The sequence below is a fragment of the Micromonospora musae genome (assembly GCF_003626545.1).
In the GTDB taxonomy this organism is placed as follows: domain Bacteria; phylum Actinomycetota; class Actinomycetes; order Mycobacteriales; family Micromonosporaceae; genus Micromonospora; species Micromonospora musae.
Map to the genome: position 1 here is coordinate 1 of NZ_RAZS01000010.1, position 17,185 is coordinate 17,185.

Consider the following 17,185-nt stretch of genomic DNA (forward strand, 5'->3'; position numbering starts at 1 on the left):
ATAGAGTTACGGCGGTCATGGCGGAGGGGAAACGCCCGGTCACATTCCGAACCCGGAAGCTAAGCCCTCCAGCGCCGATGGTACTGCACTCGGGAGGGTGTGGGAGAGTAGGACACCGCCGGACATTTTTCCAGTCGAGGGCCGCCCCATCCGGGTCGGCCCTCGACTGCGTGGCGCCGCAGGTGGCGCAATCAGGAAGGATGTACCCCGTGAGTTCAGGACCGCAGGGCGGCGACCGCCCCCGTCGTCAGGACGACCGTACGGATCGGTCGGACGGGCGTGATCGGTCGCCGCGGCGTGACGACCGCGATCGGCCGCCGTACCGCGGCGACCGCGACAACCGGAGCGGCTCACGCGGGTACGCCGGCGATCGTGAGGGTGGCTTCCGCGACCGCCGCGAGGGCGGTTTCCGTGGCGGCGACCGGGACCAGGGTCCCCGCGGCGGCTCCCGTGGTGGCGACCGCGAGGGCGGTTTCCGTGGCGGGGAGCGCCGTGAGGGCGGGTTCCGTGGTACGGACCGTTCCGGTGGCTTCCGAGGCGACCGCGACCAGGGCTACCGCGGTGGCCGGCCGGACGACTCCCGCGGCGAGCGCCGGGAAGGTGGCTTCCGCGGCGGTGACCGTGAGGGCTTCCGTGGCGGGGACCGTCGCGAAGGTGGTTTCCGTGGCGGCGACCGGGACCAGGGTCCCCGCGGCGACCGTCGCGAAGGTGGCTTCCGGGGCGGTGACCGCGAGCGCGGCTACCGCGGCGGTGACCGCGCCGGCGGGTTCCGCTCCGGGGATCGGCCCGGCGGCTTCCGACCTGCCGACCGGGACGCCGAATTCCGCGGCGGCGACCGTTCGGGCTTCCGCGGTGGCGAGCGCCGTGAGGGCGGTTTCCGTGGCGGTGACCGCGAGGGCTTCCGTGGCGGGGACCGTCGCGAGGGTGGCTTCCGTGGCGGCGACCGGGACCAGGGTCCCCGCGGCGACCGTCGCGAAGGTGGCTTCCGCGGCGGCGACCGCGAGGGCGGTTTCCGTGGCGGCGAGCGCCGTGAGGGTGGCTTCCGCGGTGGCGACCGTGAGGGCTTCCGCGGCGGGGATCGCCGTGAGGGCGGTTTCCGCGGTGGTGACCGGGACCAGGGTCCGCGCGGCGACCGTCGCGAGGGTGGTTTCCGGGGCGGCGACCGTGAGGGCTTCCGCGGCGGTGACCGTCGTGAGGGCGGCTTCCGCGGCGGCGACCGGGACCAGGGTCCGCGCGGCGACCGTCGCGAGGGTGGTTTCCGGGGCGGCGACCGTGAGGGCTTCCGCGGCGGGGATCGCCGTGAGGGCGGTTTCCGCGGTGGTGACCGGGACCAGGGTCCGCGCGGCGACCGTCGCGAGGGTGGTTTCCGGGGCGGCGATCGCGATGGCGGTTTCCGCGGTGGTGACCGTCGTGAGGGTGGTTTCCGGGGCGGTGAGCGCCGCGAGGGTGGTTTCCGTGGCGGTGACCGTGAGGGCCGTGGCGGGGACCGCCGCGAAGGTGGCTTCCGTAGTGGTGACCGTGAGGGCCGTGGCGGCGACCGCCGTGAAGGTGGTTTCCGTGGCGGTGACCGCCGTGAGGGTGGTTTCCGTGGCGGTGACCGTGAGGGCCGTGGCGGTGACCGCCGCGAGGGCGGTTTCCGCGGTGGGGACCGGGACGGCGGCTTCCGTGGCGAGCGGTCGCAGCGGGATGAGCGTCGGTTCGACGACCGGCGGCGTGAGGGCGGCTTCGGTGGCCGGCGCGACGAGGGAGATCGGCGCATTGAGGGCGGGCCGGAGCGGGCCGCGGGTGAACGCGGTGCCGCTCCCGCGTTGCCGGACGACATCGTCGCGACCGATCTCGACAAGGACGTCCGGGCGGAGCTGCTGTCGCTGGCGAAGCCGGTCGCCGAGACGGTCGCCCGGCACCTGGTCGCGACCGGTGTGCTGATCGACGAGGACCCGGCCGAGGCCCTGGCGCACGCGCTGGCGGCCCGCCGGCTGGCGTCCCGCATCGCCGCCGTACGGGAGGCGGTCGGGTTGGCCGCCTACCACGCCGGTGAGTGGCAGACCGCGATCGCCGAGCTGCGGACGTACCACCGGATGACCGGAGTGCAGAGCCACATCGCCGTGCTGGCCGACTGTGAGCGCGCGCTCGGCCGCCCTGAGCGGGCCATCGACCTGTTCCGCGGCGCGGACCGGGACGCTCTCGACCCGGCCACCGCCATCGAGCTGCTGATCGTCGCCGCCGGGGCGCGCGGCGACCTCGGGCAGAAGGACGCCGCTGTCGCGATGCTCCAGGTGCGCGAGCTGACCGGCGACGCCACCGAGCCGTGGGCGGCGCGGCTGCGCTACGCGTACGCCGACGCGCTCCTCGCGGTCGACCGCCGTGAGGAGGCACGGGAGTGGTTCTCCCGCGCCTCGGAGCTGGACGCCGACGGCGAGACCGACGCGGCCGAGCGGCTGCTGGAGCTCGACGGCGTGGTCATCGAGGGCGACGCCGACGAGGAGGACGCCGCCGACGTTGACGCCGACTCGGACGACGAAGACGCCGACGAGGATGACGACGACTCGGACGAGGACGAGGACTCGGACGACGACGACTCGGACGAGGACGACGAGGACGACGACGACTCGGACGACGAGGACGTCGACTCGGACGACGAGGACGACGACTCGGACGACGAGGACGACGACTCGGACGACGAGGACTCGGACGACGACGAGGACTCGGACGACGACGACTCGGACGAGGACGACGAGGACGACGAGGACTCGGACGAAGACGACGACGACTCGGACGAGGACGACGAGGACGGGACCGGACAGGCCGGGGTCGAGCCGGTGAGCCGGGAAGACGTCGTCGGCCGGGGCGGTCCGGACGACCCCGATCTCCGCGCACGCGCCGGGGCGGAGGCCCCGGTGGGCGATGACGAGACGGGCCCGGTCAGCCGGTGACGGGAGACGTCGGGGCGCGGCTGGTCGACGGGTACGCCCAGGTCGTCTTCGACCTGGACGGTGTGATCTACCTGATCGACCGGCCGATCCCCGGCGCCGTCGAGGCCGTCGGTCGGCTGCACGCCGAGAGGCGGGCGGTCGCGTACGCCACGAACAACGCCTCCCGCCGGTCGAGTGAGGTCGCCGAGCTGCTCACCGGCATGGGTGTGCCGGCCTCGGCGGCGGAGGTGCTCACCAGCGCGGCGGCGGCTGCGGAGCTGCTGCGGGACCGGTTGCCTTCCGGCGCCCCGGTGCTCGTGGTCGGCGCCGAGGCGCTGCGCGCCGAGATCGCCGCGGTCGGGCTCGTGCCGGTCGACCGGGCCGAGGACTCGCCGCAGGCGGTGGTGCAGGGGTACGGAAAGCAGGTCGGCTGGGTCGAGCTGGCCGAGGCGACCGTGGCGATCCGTGCCGGTGCGATCTGGGTCGCCACGAACACCGACCGCACCTTGCCCAGCGGCCGAGGTCCGCTGCCCGGCAACGGCGCACTGGTCTCCGTCGTACGGACCGCGCTCGGCCGGGACCCGGACGTCGTGGTGGGCAAACCCGAGCCGGAGCTCTTCGCCACCGCCGCCCGGCGCGTCGAGGGGGGCCGGACGCTGGTCGTCGGCGACCGGCTGGACACCGACATCGAGGGCGCCCGCCGGGCCGGGCTGGAGAGCCTGCTGGTGCTCACCGGCGTCAGCGACGTGGCCGAGCTGCTCGCCGCTGAGCCGGCGCGCCGGCCCACGTACCTCGCGCGGGACCTGGCCGGGCTCTTCGACCCGGCGGCGGTGGTACGCGTGCCCGGCCCGACGGAGGCCGGCGGCTGGACGGTGACGGCGCGCGACGGCGGGCTGGAGCTCGGCGGTGCCGGGTCCCCGCTGGACGCGGTCGCCGCGCTCTGCGCCGCGGCCTGGTCGGCGTCGACGGTGCCGCCCATCCGCGCGATGTCGCCGGAGGCGACCCGGGTGCTGGCGACGTTCGGCCTCTCGGCCTGAGCGACGCCTCGGCGCGAGTCAGAGCAGTTTGCGGAGCTTCATCAGGTCGAACGGGTTGGCCTTGATCGACACGCGGCGGGAGGCGACCGCCCGGGCGATGTCGAGTCCGCCGTCGACGAGCGCCACGAGGTCGTCGCTGCTGGTGCTCAGCACGATCTTGGCTTTCGGGTCGTCGCCGTCGGTCAGGTCGATCAGGCGGCCGCCGGTGAGGCGACCGTGGAAGGCGGTGTCCAGGTCGGTGATCCGGCAGGCGAGCGTCCGGTCCAGGTCGACGCGCTCGCGCACCGTCTCGGCGTTGCGGTCCAGCCGGCCGGCGAGCTCCTGCAACGCCTGTCGACACTCGTCCACGCTGGCCACCCGCCGCCTCCTCACCGTGCGCCACACCGTCCTCGGCACCGTACCGCACGGGCCGGTCACCGGTGCCCGGTAGCGTGACACCTGCACACCCCGCCCCGCGGAAGGACTCAGGCATGCAGGACGCGTGGCGCGCCTACCTCGAGCTGGCCATGGGCCTGACGGAGGCGCCCCGGAAGAAGGCCCAGGACGTGGTGCGCCGGCTTGCCGGCTCGGGTGGCACGAGCGCCGCCCAGCTGCAGGCGCTCGGCGAGGAGCTCATCTCCACGGGCATGGCGAACCGCGACGCGCTGACCAAGCTCGTCCGCTTCGAGGTCGACCGGGCGCTCGGCCGGGTCGGGCTCGCCACCGCCGAGGAGGTCGCCGAGCTGACCCGGCGGGTGCAGGAGCTGGAGCGGCAGCTGCGCGAGGCGCGGTCGGCCGCCGCCGGCACGAGCCGGCCGGCGGCGGCTCCTGGCGGCCCGCCGCAGCCGCCGGCACCGGTGACCGCAAGCCAGGACTCCGGGGCGGCCGGTGGGCCGGCGGCGCCGCCCACGGCCGGTCCGGTGCCGTCCAGCGGGTCGCTCTCCGCCCCGGTCGCCACGCCGCCGGCGAAGAAGGCGGTCGTCGCGAAGAAGGCGGTCGCGAAGAAGGCGGTGGCCAAGAAGGCCGAGCCCGGCAAGACCGTCATGCGTCGTTCGCCGGGCACCGTCAGCCCGACCGGCGGGGACGCCGAGCCGGCGCGCCCGCCGAAGAAGGCCGTTCGCAAGCAGCAGCCGGGTGGGGCCGAGTGAACCGGCCGACCGCTGCGGGGAGCCGGTCGTGAGCGGCCCGTACCGCCCGGGTCCACCGCCCGGCGGTTCGCCGGTACCGCGGCCCGGTCCGCCCCCCGGCGGTCTCCCGGCCGCGCGGCCCGGCCCACCGCCCGGCGTACGCCCGGCGCAGCCGTCCGTCGAGGAGCTCGACGGGCCGGGGCACCCGGCGGTCGACGCGGCCGTGCAGGCGATGATCAACGCCTCGTCGCTCGCCCCGGCGGACCAGATCGCCCAGTACGAGGCGGCGTACGAGACGCTGCGCGAGACCCTGGCCAGCATCGACCAGGCCTGAGACCGGAGAACGAATGGCACGTCGCAACCGGCTGGACGCCGAACTCGTCCGCCGTGGTCTGGCCCGCTCCCGGGAGCAGGCCGCCGAACTGGTGGCGGCCGGCCGGGTCCAGCTGCGCGGGGTACCGGCGCGCAAGCCCGCCGCCATGGTCGACCCCGCCGATCCGCTGCTGGTCACCGGAGCGGACCCGACCTCGGAGTACGTCTCCCGGGGCGGCCACAAGCTGGCCGGCGCGCTCGAAGCGTTCGGCGGGCTGGCCGTCAGCGGCCGGCGTTGCCTGGACGCCGGCGCGTCGACAGGTGGCTTCACCGACGTGCTGCTGCGCGCGGGCGCCGCCGAGGTGGTGGCCGTGGACGTCGGCTACGGCCAGCTCGCCTGGCCGCTGCGCACCGACGAACGGGTGCGGGTCCTGGAGCGGACCAACGTGCGCACCCTCACCCCGGAGACGATCGGCGGTCCGGTCGACCTGACGGTGGCCGACCTGTCGTTCATCTCGCTGCGGCTGGTGCTGCCGGCGCTGGCCGGCTGCACCCGGCCCGACGGTGACCTGGCGTTGATGGTCAAGCCGCAGTTCGAGGTCGGCAAGGAGCGGGTGGGGGCCGGCGGGGTGGTGCGCGACCCGGAGTTGCGCGCCGAGGCGGTGCTCGACGTGGCGGCGGCCGCCGCGCAGCTCGGCCTGGGCCTGGCGGACGTCGCCGCGAGTCCGCTGCCGGGGCCGAGTGGCAACGTGGAGTTCTTCGTATGGTTACGCCGGGACGCCGCAGTGGCCGACCCGGAGCGGGTGCGGGCGGTGGTGGCGGCCGGGCCGCTCGGCCCGGCGACGCCCGGTGACGTGCCGGGAACGGCGGCGGAGGAGGTCGCAGGGTGAGCATGAGCAGTGCAGGGCGCGCGGCGGGCCGGCCGGCCCGCCTCAGGGCGTGCGCGGGTGCCCCTTCGCGTCGCGCAACGACGAGGCGGCCCCGATGACCCGGACCGCGCTGCTGGTCACCCACACCGGTCGGCGACGCAGCACCGAGCACGCCCGGGCGGTCGCCGCCGACCTGATCGCCGCTGGTTTCGAGGTACGCGTCGTCGCCGAGGAGGCCGACGACCTCGATCTGCCCGGTGTCGTGCCGGTCACCGGCCTGGAGGCCGCCGAGGGCGCCGAGATCGTCTTCGCGCTCGGCGGGGACGGCACGTTCCTGCGCGCGGCGGAGCTCGCGCGGCCCGCCAAGGTTCCGCTGCTCGGCATCAACCTCGGCAAGGTCGGCTTTCTCGCCGAGGCGGAGATCGGCGACCTGGACAGCGCGGTTCGCGACGTGGTCGCGCGTAACTACTCGGTGGACGAGCGGCTCACCCTCGACGTCACGGCCGAGTTCGACGGCGGACCGACGATCGAGTCCTGGGCGCTCAACGAGATCAGCGTCGAGAAGGGGGAGCGGGCGCAGATGCTCGAACTCCTCGTCGACGTGGACGGCCGGCCGCTGTCCCGCTACGGCTGCGACGGGGTGGTCTGCGCGACCCCCACCGGCTCCACGGCGTACGCCTTCTCCGGGGGCGGGCCGGTGGTGTGGCCGGAGGTGGAGGCGCTGCTGCTGGTGCCGATCAGCGCGCACGCGCTGTTCAGCCGGCCGCTGGTCACCGCGCCCACCTCGACGTTCGCGATCACCGTGGACCCGTTCACCACCCTCGCCGTGATGAGCTGCGACGGGCGCCGGGTGTACGACCTGCCGCCGGGCGCCCGGGTGACGGTGCGTCGGGGTGCCCTGCCGGTGCGGATCGTCCGGCTGCGGGACCGTCCGTTCACCGACCGGATGGTGGCCAAGTTCGGGTTGCCGGTGCAGGGCTGGCGGGGCTCGCGTAGCTGAACGACGCGACAGGTGCCGTCGGTAACCCGCCGGACACGTGGTGGTTGTTCCAGGGTGGCCAAGATGTCCACCTGGCGACATGTCGCCGGTGCGGCGTGCGTCAGCTAGTGACCGCCTGGTGATCTCCGTCGCAGACTCCGATCGGTCGCCCTCCGAGGGCGCCGATTCTGGAGTAGAGGAGCGCATCGCATGCACTGGCCCTCACGCTGGCTCGCCGCCGGCGCGGTCGGGGCGTTGGTGGTCGGGTTCGCCGCACCGGCGTCCGCCGACCCCGCCCGGCCGGCCGGCGGGAACCCCGCCCCGTTCGCCCCGGGCGCCGCGCCCACCCGCGTCACCCTGATCACCGGTGACCAGGTCGAGTTCGCCCCGGCCGCCCCCGGCCGGGTCGCCGCCACCGTTCGCCCCGGCCCCGGCCGCGAGCGGATCACGTTCCAGACGGTGTCGGCCGACGGTGGGCTGCGGGTGCTGCCCAGCGACGTCGTGCCGTACGTCTCCGCGGGCGTGCTCGACGCGGACCTGTTCGACGTGGAGGAGCTCGCCGCGCAGGGGTACGGCGACAGCGCGCAGGGCGTCCTGCCGCTGATCGTCCGCTACCAGCAGCCGGCCGCCGGCCGCGTCCGGCCGCTCGCCGGGGCCACCACCGCCCGGCCGCTGGAGAGCATCAACGGCGCCGCCCTGCGGGTCGGCAAGGACGACCTGGACGAGTTGTGGGGCGCGCTGCGGAGCACGCCGGGTGGGCGTACGACCGCCGGCGCGACCGCCAAGCTCGGCGCCGGCATCGAGCGGGTCTGGCTGGACGGACGGGTCCACCCGGCGCTGGAGCACAGCGTGCCGCAGATCGGCGCGCCGACGGCCTGGGCGGCCGGCCGGAACGGCGAGGGCGTGCAGGTCGCGGTGCTCGACACCGGTGTGGACGCCACGCACCCCGACCTCGCGGGGCGGATCGCCGAGGCGCAGGACTTCACCGGCACCGGCAGCGCCCGGGACGGCCACGGGCACGGCACCCACGTGGCGTCCACCATCGCCGGCAGCGGCGCGGCCTCCGACGGGCTGCGCAAGGGCGTCGCGCCCGGCGCGAAGCTGCTGATCGGCAAGGTGCTCGACGACTCGGGCTCCGGCTACGACTCGGGGATCATCGCGGGCATGGAGTGGGCCGCCCACTCCGGCGCGAAGGTGGTCAGCATGAGCCTCGGCGGCGCGCCGACCGACGGCACCGACCCGATGAGCCAGGCGGTCGACGATCTCACCGCCGAGACCGGCACGCTCTTCGTGATCGCCGCCGGCAACGAGGGCGCCGCGCGGACCGTCGGCAGCCCCGGCGCGGCCACCTCGGCGCTCACCGTCGGCGCGGTCGACCGTAACGACGACCTGGCCGACTTCTCCAGCCGTGGGCCGCGGCTCGGCGACAACGGCCTGAAGCCGGAGATCACCGCCCCGGGGGTCGACATCGTGGCGGCCCGCGCCGCCGGCACCACCATGGGTACGCCGGTGGGCGACGCGTACACGACCGCGTCCGGGACCTCGATGGCCACCCCGCACGTCGCGGGCGCCGCCGCCATCCTCGCCCAGGAGCACCCCGACTGGACCGCCGGCAAGCTCAAGGACGCGCTGGTCAGCACCGCGAAGGGCAACCCCGAGCTGACCGTCTTCGAGCAGGGAGGCGGCCGGGTGGACGTGGCCCGGGCGCTGGGCCAGCGGGTGTACGGGTCGGCCACCGCCGACTTCGGCCGGGTGGCGACCGGTGGCGCGGCGGCCGAGCGGACCGTCACGTACACCAACGGCACCGGCGCGGCGCAGACCCTGCGCCTGGCGCTGGAGCTGCGCAACCTGGACAGCGGCGCGGTGGAGAGCGACGGCGTGTCGGTCGGCGCCGCCGAGGTGACCGTGCCGGCCGGCGGCAGCGTGCCCGTCGTGCTGCGCGCCGACCCGGCGAAGCTGGACCGCGGCCCGCACGGCGGCTGGCTGGTGGCCACGGGCGCGGACGGCGTCGCCGTGCGCACCGCCGTCGGCCTGACCATCAGCGGCCCGGTGCACACCGTCACCCTGCGTTCGCTGGACATGGCGGGGCAGCCCGGCGTGGCGACGGTGCTCACCCTGTTCGGCGAGCACCCCGAGTCCGACTACCTCGGCTGGGTTCCCGGCGAGTCGCAGGTACAGGTCGAGGAGGGCCCGTACCTGCTGCAGGGCCTCATCGAGCACGGCGCGCCGCTGGACGAGCAGCTCACACTGGTCACCGACCCGGAGTTGACGGTCGACCGGGACCTCACGGTGGTGCTCGACCCGCGCAAGGGCACCCCGGTACGGATCGAGACGCCGAAGCCGACCGAGCAGCGCGCGATCATCAGCTTCTACGAGCACCGGGTCTTCGGCAACGGCCGGCAGATCGACCACGGCACGATGGCGTTCAGCACGGTTCAGCAGGTGAACGTCACGCCGACCCGGCCGGTGCGGCAGGGCGAGTTCGAGTTCTCCTCCCGCTGGCAGCTCGTCGCGCCCATGGTGGACGCCGAGTTCAGCAAGGTCTCCGGGCCGTTGGACATCAACCTGATGCACACCTCACCGGCGCCGGCCGGCCGGCGGAAGCTGCCGGTCGTCTGGGGCGGCGGCGGAACTCCCGCCGAGTTGACCCGGGCCCGCGGCGCGGCCGTCCTCGTCGAGGGCAGCCCGGACCGCGCCGAGGACGACCAGATCGCCGCTGCGGCGGCGGCCGGCGCGGCCGCGGTCTTCATCATCCGGCCGGTCGACTTCAGCGCCTGGACGGTCTGGAACCCGCAGGGGGAGCGCCTGCCGATCCCCGCGATGGCGGTGGCGTACGACGACGGGCAGAAGCTGATCGCGGCGGCGCGGGGCGGCCGGGCGACGGTGGCGCTGACGTTGACGGTGGACAGCCCCTACCTGTACGACGTGTGGCAGGTGTCGAAGGGGCGGGTGCCGGAGAAGATCGTGCACAAGGTCACCGCGGCGAACACCGCCGAGGTCACCGCCCGTTACGGCGACACCGGCGGGTTCGACTGGGCGACCGAGCAGCGCTTCGGCTGGCGGCCGTGGCAGGAGTACTCCTGGAACGACGACCAGCGGATCGTGCGTACCGGCACCACCCGGCAGGAGTTCGTGAGCTCCGGTGACTCGTGGTGGCAGCAGCGGGTGCTGCACAAGACGCAGTACTCCTGGGGGCCGCTGCTCGGCGGTCTGATCGAGCAGCCGCGCCGGTACGAGGCGGACGACCGGATCGACACGAGCTGGTACGCCCCGGTGGTGCGTCCGGCCGTGCCGGCCACCGGGCCGGCGCCGACGCGGACCGGCGACAACCTCGACCTGCGGGTGTTCGAGTTCGTCGACGCCGACGGGCACTTCAGCCCGGCGGGCGCCGGCGAGGAGCAGGACACGAGGCAGGCCCGGCTCAGCCGCGACGGCGAGCAGATCGCCGACCTCTCCGCTGGTTGGGCGCCCGTGCAGACCACCCCGGGCCCGGCGCGCTACCGGCTGGACGTCACCACCGGGCGCTCCTCGGAGGAGTGGCGGTACGCGACGCGTACCGAGACGGCGTGGCAGTTCACGTCGGCCCGGCCGAGCGGGGACGCGGCGAAGCCGCTGCCGCTGCTGCAGGTGGATTACGACGTCCCGGCCGACCTGCACGGTGAGGTGTCGGGCCGTAAGGCGCACAAGCTCGGGCTGACCCTGCGCCAGCCGGCGGGTGTGGCCGGGCCGACCGGCACCAGCCTGCGGGTGGAGGTCTCCTTCGACGGCGGCCACCGCTGGCGGTCGGTGCCGGTGAAGGGCTCGGGCACCCGGTTCACGGCGACGGTGCCGGCCGGGCACGGCACGGTGTCGCTGCGGGTGCACGCCGGCGACCGCGCCGGCAGCACGGTCGAGCAGACCGTGATCGACGCGTACGGCCTGCGCTGACGCGACCGGGGGCGGGACGGTCACCGTCCCGCCCCCGGACCGGTCTTCAGAGCCAGCGGCGGCGGGCGGCCTGGAAGGCCAGCCCCGGCCGGGTGTCCACCCCGGCGGCCGTCATGAGGTCGGCCAGCCGCCGCTGGACGGTACGGCGGCTCACCCCCAGCTGGGAGGCGATGGACTTGTCCGGTACGCCGGCCACGAAGAGCGCGAGCAGCCGGATCTCGTCGGTGTCCGGCCGGTAGTCGTCGCCGCCCGGTTCGTGCGGTGGTGTGCCGGTCGAGCGCAGCGGCGTGGCGATGCGCCAGTGGCTCTCGAAGAGGGCGAGCAGCGCGTCGAGCAGCTGGCTGCGGCCGATGACCGCGGCGCTCGTCTCGCCGCTGGCCCGGTCGGGCACCAGCGGGCAGATCGCCGTCCGGCCGTCCACGATGGCCAGCCGCACGGGCAGCCGGTCCAGCAGGCGGGCCTGCTCACCGGCGCGTACGCCCCGCTCGAGGTCCTCCAGCGCGCCGGGTTCGAGGAGCATCTCCCGTTCGTAGACGGCCCGGTAGCGCACCCCGCGGGCCAGTGCGTCGAACTCCTCGAGGTTGTCCTGCCCGGGCATGGCCAGCGGGTTGGCCCGGCAGAACCACAACACCTCGTGGCGGGCGCCGTTCTGCAGGTCACGCAGGCGTTCCCGGAGCGCCGCGGCGCCGTGGACGACCTCCACCAGGTGCGCGGCGTCGTGGCGGCGCATCCCGGCCCGGTACTCCTCGGTCAGCTGGTTGACCGCCGCGCGGGCGGACTCCAGCGCCTCCTGCCGGCGCAGCAGCGCCGCGCCGAGCGGCGCGTCGGGTGCGAGCGGACGCAGCGGGGCGTCCGGGTCCGGGCCGGCCGGCGGTACCAGCCCCTTGCCGCGCAGCGCCTCCAGCAGCGCCAACACCTCCGTACGCGGCCGGCCCAGCCGTTCGACCAGCTGGTCGACCCGCGCGGCGGTGAGCTGGATGAGCGCGCGGTAGAGCCGCTCCTCGTCCGGGGTCAGGCCGATCACCTCAAACACGGGGCTGAACACTACGACGTGGGGTCGTCGGCTGGTCAACTGTCGGACCACGCGGCTACTGTCGGGTGCTGTGCTGGACGAGCTGCGCATCACCGGACTGGGCGTCATCGAGGACACCACGCTGCCGTTGACCGGCGGGATGAACGTCATCACCGGCGAGACCGGTGCGGGCAAGACCATGGTGGTGACCGGCCTCGGCCTGCTCTTCGGGGGTCGGGCCGACGCCGGGCGGGTGCGGGCCGAGCCGGGCCGCGCCGTGGTGGAGGGGCGGCTGCGGCTGGCCGGCCGGGTCGCCGAGACGGTGCACGCCCGGGTCACCGACGCCGGCGGCGAACCGGACGAGGACGGCGCGGTGCTGCTGAGCCGCACGGTGACGGTCGAGGGCCGCTCCCGTGCGCACGTGGCGGGCCGCAGCATGCCGGTGTCGATGCTGGCCGAGGTCGGCGAGCAGGTGGTGGCCGTGCACGGCCAGTCGGATCAGCTGCGGCTGTTGCGTCCGGCCGAGCAGCGCTCCGCGCTCGACCGGTTCGCCGGCCCGGAGCACGAGAAGCTGCTCGAGACGCTGCGCGAGGCGTACACCGGGTGGCGGCGGGTCGTCGACGACCTGGCCGACCGGCGGCGCAACGCCCGCGAGCGGCACCAGGAGGCCGATCTGCTGCGGCTGGGGCTCGACGAGATCACCCGAGTGGATCCGCAGCCCGGCGAGGACGACGAGCTCAAGGCCGAGGCGCAGCGCCTGGAGCACGCCGAGGGGCTGCGCACCGCGGCGCAGCTCGCGCAGCAGTGCGTGGCCGGCGGCGCGGAGGCGGCCGACGACAGCCCGGACGCCACGGCGCTGCTCGGCGCCGCCCGGCGGGCGCTGGAGGCGCAGGCCGGCACCGACGCGTCCCTGGGTGACCTGGCGGCGCGGCTGGAGGAGGCGGCCACCCTGGTCACCGATGTCTCCGCTGAGCTGTCGACCTATCTCGCCTCGCTCGACGCCGACCCGGCCCGGTTGCAGACGCTCTACGAGCGGCGGGCGGCGCTGCGCGCGCTGACCCGCAAGTACGCCGACGACGTCGACGGGGTGATCGCCTGGGCGGAGCGGGCCCGCACCCGACTGTCCGAGCTGGACACCTCCGACGAGTTCCTCGACGAGTTGGAGCGGGAGGGGCAGCGGCTCGCCACCGAGGTGGCGGAGCTGGCCGGTCGGGTGTCGTCGTCCCGGCAGGAGGCGGCCCAGCGCTTCGCCGAGCAGGTCACCGTCGAGCTGGCCGGGCTGGCCATGCCGCACGCCCGGATCGAGGTGGCGGTGCTGCCCCGGCCGGCCGGTCGCGCCGAGCCCACGCTGACGGTCAACGGGGCCGAGGTCGGGGTCGGCCCGGACGGCGGCGACGAGGTCGAACTGCGGCTGCTGGCCCATCCGGGCGCGCCGTCGCTGCCGTTGCAGCGGGGCGCCTCCGGCGGCGAGCTGTCCCGGGTCATGCTCGCCATCGAGGTGGTCTTCGCCGGCTCCGGCGGCCCGCCCACCCTGGTCTTCGACGAGGTCGACGCGGGGGTCGGCGGTCGCGCGGCGGTGGAGATCGGCCGCCGGCTGGCCCGGCTGGCCCGCAGTCACCAGGTGCTGGTCGTCACCCACCTGCCGCAGGTCGCCGCGTTCGCCGACCGGCATCTGGTGGTGGCCAAGGACACCGGCGGTGCGGTGACCACCAGCGGGGTGCGTGTGGTGGAGGACACAGAGCGGGCGCGGGAACTCGCCCGCATGCTGGCAGGTTTGCCCGACTCGGATCTGGGTATCGCTCACGCCGAGGAGCTCCTGGCCGTGGCGGCCAAGGAAAGGCGGGCGTGACCGCCGGTATTGTGAGCGCAAGCACACCAGCCTGCGCTCCGGTGTGCTTCCCTGGGTAGGCGGCCCTGCTCAGGCATGTCGCGACAGAAAACCCTGCCTCACATGCCAGGATGGTCACGATGCGTCTACCCACGTTGCGCCGGACCCGGAACGCGGAACCGGGCAGTGTCCTCGGCACCGCGCGCCTGGACCGCCGTACGAAGCGGCTGGTCGGCCGGCTCCGCCCCGGCGACATCGCGGTGATCGACCACGTCGACCTGGACCGGGTGGCCGCCGACTCGCTGGTCGCCGTCGGCGTCGCGGCAGTGCTCAACGCCAAGCCGTCGGTCTCCGGGCGTTACCCGAACCTCGGTCCCGAGGTGCTCATCGGCGCGGGCATCCCGCTCCTCGACGACCTCGGCGAGAGCATCTTCGAGCAGATCCGCGAGGGCGACACCGTGCGGATCGAGGGCAACACCGTCTACGTCGGCGAGGAGCCGGTGGCGCACGGCGCCCTGCAGGACGCCGAGACGGTCGCCAAGGCGATGGCCGACGCCCGCGAGGGGCTGTCGGTGCAGCTGGAGGCGTTCGCCGCCAACACCATGGACTACCTCAAGCAGGAGCGGGACCTGCTGCTCGACGGTGTGGGCGTACCCGAGATCCAGACCCAGATCCAGGGCCGGCACTGCCTGATCGTGGTCCGCGGCTACGACTACAAGGCCGACCTCGACGTGCTGCGCCCGTACATCCGGGAGTTCAAGCCGGTGCTGATCGGCGTCGACGGCGGGGCCGACGCGCTGGTCGAGGCGGGCTACACCCCCGACATGATCATCGGTGACATGGATTCGGTCACCGACGACGTGCTGCGCTGCGGCGCCGAGGTGATCGTGCACGCCTACCCGGACGGGCGGGCGCCCGGCCTGCCCCGGGTGACCGCGCTCGGCGTCCCGGCGTTGACCTTCCCGGCCGCCGCGACGAGCGAGGACCTCGCGATGCTGCTCGCCGACGAGAAGGGCGCCTCGTTGCTGGTGGCCGTCGGCACGCACGCCACCCTGGTGGAGTTCCTCGACAAGGGCCGCGGCGGAATGGCCTCGACCTTCCTCACCCGGCTGAAGGTCGGCGGCAAGCTGGTCGACGCCAAGGGCGTGAGCCGGCTCTACCGACAGAGCATCTCCGGCTCGTCGCTGCTGCTGCTGGTGCTCTCGGCGGTCGCCGCGATGGCCTCCGCGGTGGCCGTCTCCACGGTCGGAAAGGCGTACCTGGGCGTGGTCTCCGAGTGGTGGGACAATTTCGTCTTCCAGCTCGGCCAGCTCTTCTAGCTCCGACGATCAAGAGGCTGCAAGCGTGATCAATTTCCGCTACCACGTGGTGTCGCTGACCGCGGTGTTCCTGGCGCTCGCCATCGGCCTGGTGGTCGGCACCGCCGCCCTCAACGGGCCGGTGGCCGACTCGCTCAAGGAGCAGGTCACCGCCCTGCGCAAGGACAACCAGCAGATGCGCCAGGCGTACAACAACATGGAGAAGGAGCTGGAGTCGGAGGAGGGCTTCGCGGCGGAGATGTCGCAGGTCGTCCTCCCGGGCAAGCTCACCGGCCGCCGGGTCCTGGTGCTCAGCCTACCCACCGGGCGGGACCACACCGAGGGCGTGCTGAAGATGCTCCAGATGGCCGGCGCGAACCTCACCGGCCGGGTGGACCTGCAGGACAAGTTCATCAACCCGGACAACAACAACAACCTGCTGGAGCTGGCGGTGACCGCGGTCCGGCCGACCAGCGCGCAGACCAGCACCCTGCCCGGCAACGGGCAGGGCGTGGAGACCTCCAGCGCGTTGCTGGCCAGCGTGCTGCTCGACCGGGGCGCGGGCGTCCCGGCGGTCAGCGACGCCGACCGCCGGGCGGTGCTGGCCGCGTACACCAACGAGGGCTACCTCACCACCGAGGACCGGATCAGCGGTCCGGCGGAGGCGGTCGTGGTGGTCAGCGGCCAGCCGTACGTGGACAAGGACTCGGCGAAGAAGGACGAGTCGGTGGTGAAGGTCGCCGAGCAGTTCGACCGGACCGGCGCGATCGTGGTCGGCGGGAACGGGTCGGACGGCGGCAACCTGGTGGCGATCGTCCGGGGCGACGCCGTGCTCTCCCAGTCGATCTCCACGGTCGACAACGCGAACACCATCCAGGGGCAGCTGGTCACCACCCTCGCGCTGGTGCAGCAGCTCACCGAGAAGAAGGCCGGTCAGTACGGCATGGGCGACAACGCCGAATCGCAGCTGCCTAAACTGCCCCAGTGACCGAATCACGGACCGGATGTGACGTCGACGAGCCGATCGGAGTGACCGCGTGAGCATGCTGGGCCGGCTGTTGGCCGCCGGCGCGGGGGCGGTCGCTGCCCGGTACGCGCTGCGTGAGGTGCGTACCTCGCCGGCCGGGCCGGCGCTGGCACGTACCAACTTCCGAGGCCGGTCGGTGAGCCTCGCGGCCGGGCCGGCGCTCGCCGTCGGCGCGTCCGGCGGCGCGGCGCTCGGCGCCACCAGCGCGGCCTCCGGCGCCGCGACGATCGTGGCGGGCCTCGGCGCGGGCGCGGTGGGGCTCTACGACGACGTGGTCGGCGCCCGTCCGGAGCAGAAGACCGCCAAGGGCTTCGCCGGTCACCTCGCCGCGCTGCGGGAGGGGCGGGTCACCGCCGGCCTCGTCAAGATCGTCGGGGTGGGCGCCGCCGGGCTCGGCGCGGCCGCGCTGCTCGCCGCCGACCCCCGGGTCGCCGGGCACCGCCGCCGGCAACGGCTGGGCGCGCTCGGCCGCGGCGCGGACGTGCTGCTCGGCGCCGGGGTGGTAGCCGGCACCGCCAACCTGCTCAACCTGCTCGACCTGCGCCCCGGGCGGGCGCTCAAGTCCGGCCTGCTGCTCGGCGCCCCGCTGGCCGGCGGCCCGCACGGCGGGATAGCCGCCGGGGCGGCCGGGGCGGCCGCCGGGCTGCTCCCCGACGACCTCGGCGAGGAGGTGATGCTCGGGGACAGCGGTGCGAACGCCCTCGGCGCGGTGCTCGGCGTCGCGCTCGCCGCCCGCACCGGCCCGCTGGGCCGGGCCGGACTGCTCGCCGTGCTGGCCGGCCTCACCGCCGCCAGTGAGAAGGTCAGCTTCACGCAGGTGATCCAGCGGACGCCGGGGTTGCGTGAGCTCGACGCGCTGGGCCGACGCGCCGACTGAC

14 protein-coding genes and 1 rRNA gene are annotated in these 17,185 nt (G+C 74.6%); 12 read left to right on the top strand and 3 right to left on the bottom strand.

Annotation, left to right across the window (positions count from 1 at the left end; genetic code table 11):
• Window positions 1-7: 7 nt before the first annotated feature.
• Window positions 8-124, top strand: a 5S ribosomal RNA gene (gene rrf, locus D7147_RS24470).
• A 226-nt stretch (window positions 125-350) separates the two neighbouring features.
• On the opposite strand, the gene D7147_RS32190 is transcribed toward rrf, so the two are convergent.
• Entirely contained in the window at window positions 351-1,904 is a 1,554-nt protein-coding gene (locus tag D7147_RS32190; RefSeq protein ID WP_147437437.1) for a hypothetical protein, read from the bottom strand.
• Between D7147_RS32190 and D7147_RS24480 the strand changes: the two genes are divergently transcribed.
• Window positions 1,863-2,933 carry a tetratricopeptide repeat protein gene (locus tag D7147_RS24480; RefSeq protein ID WP_407663388.1) on the top strand — a complete coding sequence of 357 codons (1,071 nt, stop codon included), beginning with the start codon at window positions 1,863-1,865 and terminating at the stop codon, window positions 2,931-2,933. The genes D7147_RS32190 and D7147_RS24480 overlap by 42 nt on opposite strands.
• Window positions 2,930-3,949 carry an HAD-IIA family hydrolase gene (locus D7147_RS24485; protein ID WP_120681656.1) on the top strand — a complete coding sequence of 340 codons (1,020 nt, stop codon included), beginning with the start codon at window positions 2,930-2,932 and terminating at the stop codon, window positions 3,947-3,949. Before D7147_RS24480 ends, D7147_RS24485 begins: the two co-directional genes overlap by 4 nt.
• A gap of 18 nt (window positions 3,950-3,967) precedes the next feature.
• On the opposite strand, the gene D7147_RS24490 is transcribed toward D7147_RS24485, so the two are convergent.
• Complete coding sequence (locus tag D7147_RS24490; protein WP_120681658.1) at window positions 3,968-4,306, bottom strand: SCP2 sterol-binding domain-containing protein; 339 nt, start codon at window positions 4,304-4,306, stop codon at window positions 3,968-3,970.
• A gap of 113 nt (window positions 4,307-4,419) precedes the next feature.
• Between D7147_RS24490 and D7147_RS24495 the strand changes: the two genes are divergently transcribed.
• The 5 genes from D7147_RS24495 to D7147_RS24515 all read left to right on the top strand — a co-directional run bounded on the left by D7147_RS24495 (window position 4,420) and on the right by D7147_RS24515 (window position 11,142).
• Window positions 4,420-5,076 (top strand): phasin family protein, encoded by a 657-nt coding sequence (locus D7147_RS24495; protein ID WP_120681660.1) that lies wholly within the window; start codon window positions 4,420-4,422, stop codon window positions 5,074-5,076.
• Between the two features lie 28 nt (window positions 5,077-5,104).
• A complete protein-coding gene (locus D7147_RS24500) occupies window positions 5,105-5,389 on the top strand; it encodes a hypothetical protein (protein ID WP_120681986.1) in 285 nt (94 codons plus the stop codon).
• Between the two features lie 13 nt (window positions 5,390-5,402).
• Window positions 5,403-6,257 (top strand): TlyA family RNA methyltransferase, encoded by an 855-nt coding sequence (locus tag D7147_RS24505; protein WP_120681662.1) that lies wholly within the window; start codon window positions 5,403-5,405, stop codon window positions 6,255-6,257.
• A 94-nt stretch (window positions 6,258-6,351) separates the two neighbouring features.
• A complete protein-coding gene (locus D7147_RS24510; protein ID WP_120681664.1) occupies window positions 6,352-7,236 on the top strand; it encodes an NAD kinase in 885 nt (294 codons plus the stop codon).
• Window positions 7,237-7,425: 189 nt separating this feature from the next.
• Window positions 7,426-11,142, top strand: coding sequence for a S8 family peptidase (locus D7147_RS24515; protein WP_120681666.1), 3,717 nt, complete (start codon window positions 7,426-7,428; stop codon window positions 11,140-11,142).
• A gap of 46 nt (window positions 11,143-11,188) precedes the next feature.
• On the opposite strand, the gene D7147_RS24520 is transcribed toward D7147_RS24515, so the two are convergent.
• Complete coding sequence (locus D7147_RS24520) at window positions 11,189-12,175, bottom strand: helix-turn-helix domain-containing protein (RefSeq protein WP_120681988.1); 987 nt, start codon at window positions 12,173-12,175, stop codon at window positions 11,189-11,191.
• Between the two features lie 70 nt (window positions 12,176-12,245).
• Here D7147_RS24520 and recN point away from each other — a divergent pair, with 70 nt between their 5' ends.
• From recN to D7147_RS24540, 4 genes are all read left to right on the top strand, one after another.
• Window positions 12,246-14,003: a DNA repair protein RecN gene (recN, locus tag D7147_RS24525; RefSeq protein WP_120681668.1), complete on the top strand. Its 1,758-nt coding sequence runs from the start codon at window positions 12,246-12,248 to the stop codon at window positions 14,001-14,003.
• 119 nt (window positions 14,004-14,122) lie between these two features.
• On the top strand, window positions 14,123-15,301 hold the full coding sequence (gene steA / locus D7147_RS24530; RefSeq protein WP_120681670.1) for a putative cytokinetic ring protein SteA: 1,179 nt from the start codon (window positions 14,123-14,125) through the stop codon (window positions 15,299-15,301).
• A gap of 25 nt (window positions 15,302-15,326) precedes the next feature.
• Complete coding sequence (locus tag D7147_RS24535; RefSeq protein WP_120681672.1) at window positions 15,327-16,268, top strand: copper transporter; 942 nt, start codon at window positions 15,327-15,329, stop codon at window positions 16,266-16,268.
• Between the two features lie 49 nt (window positions 16,269-16,317).
• Window positions 16,318-17,184, top strand: coding sequence for a hypothetical protein (locus tag D7147_RS24540; protein WP_120681674.1), 867 nt, complete (start codon window positions 16,318-16,320; stop codon window positions 17,182-17,184).
• Window position 17,185: the final 1 nt, after the last annotated feature.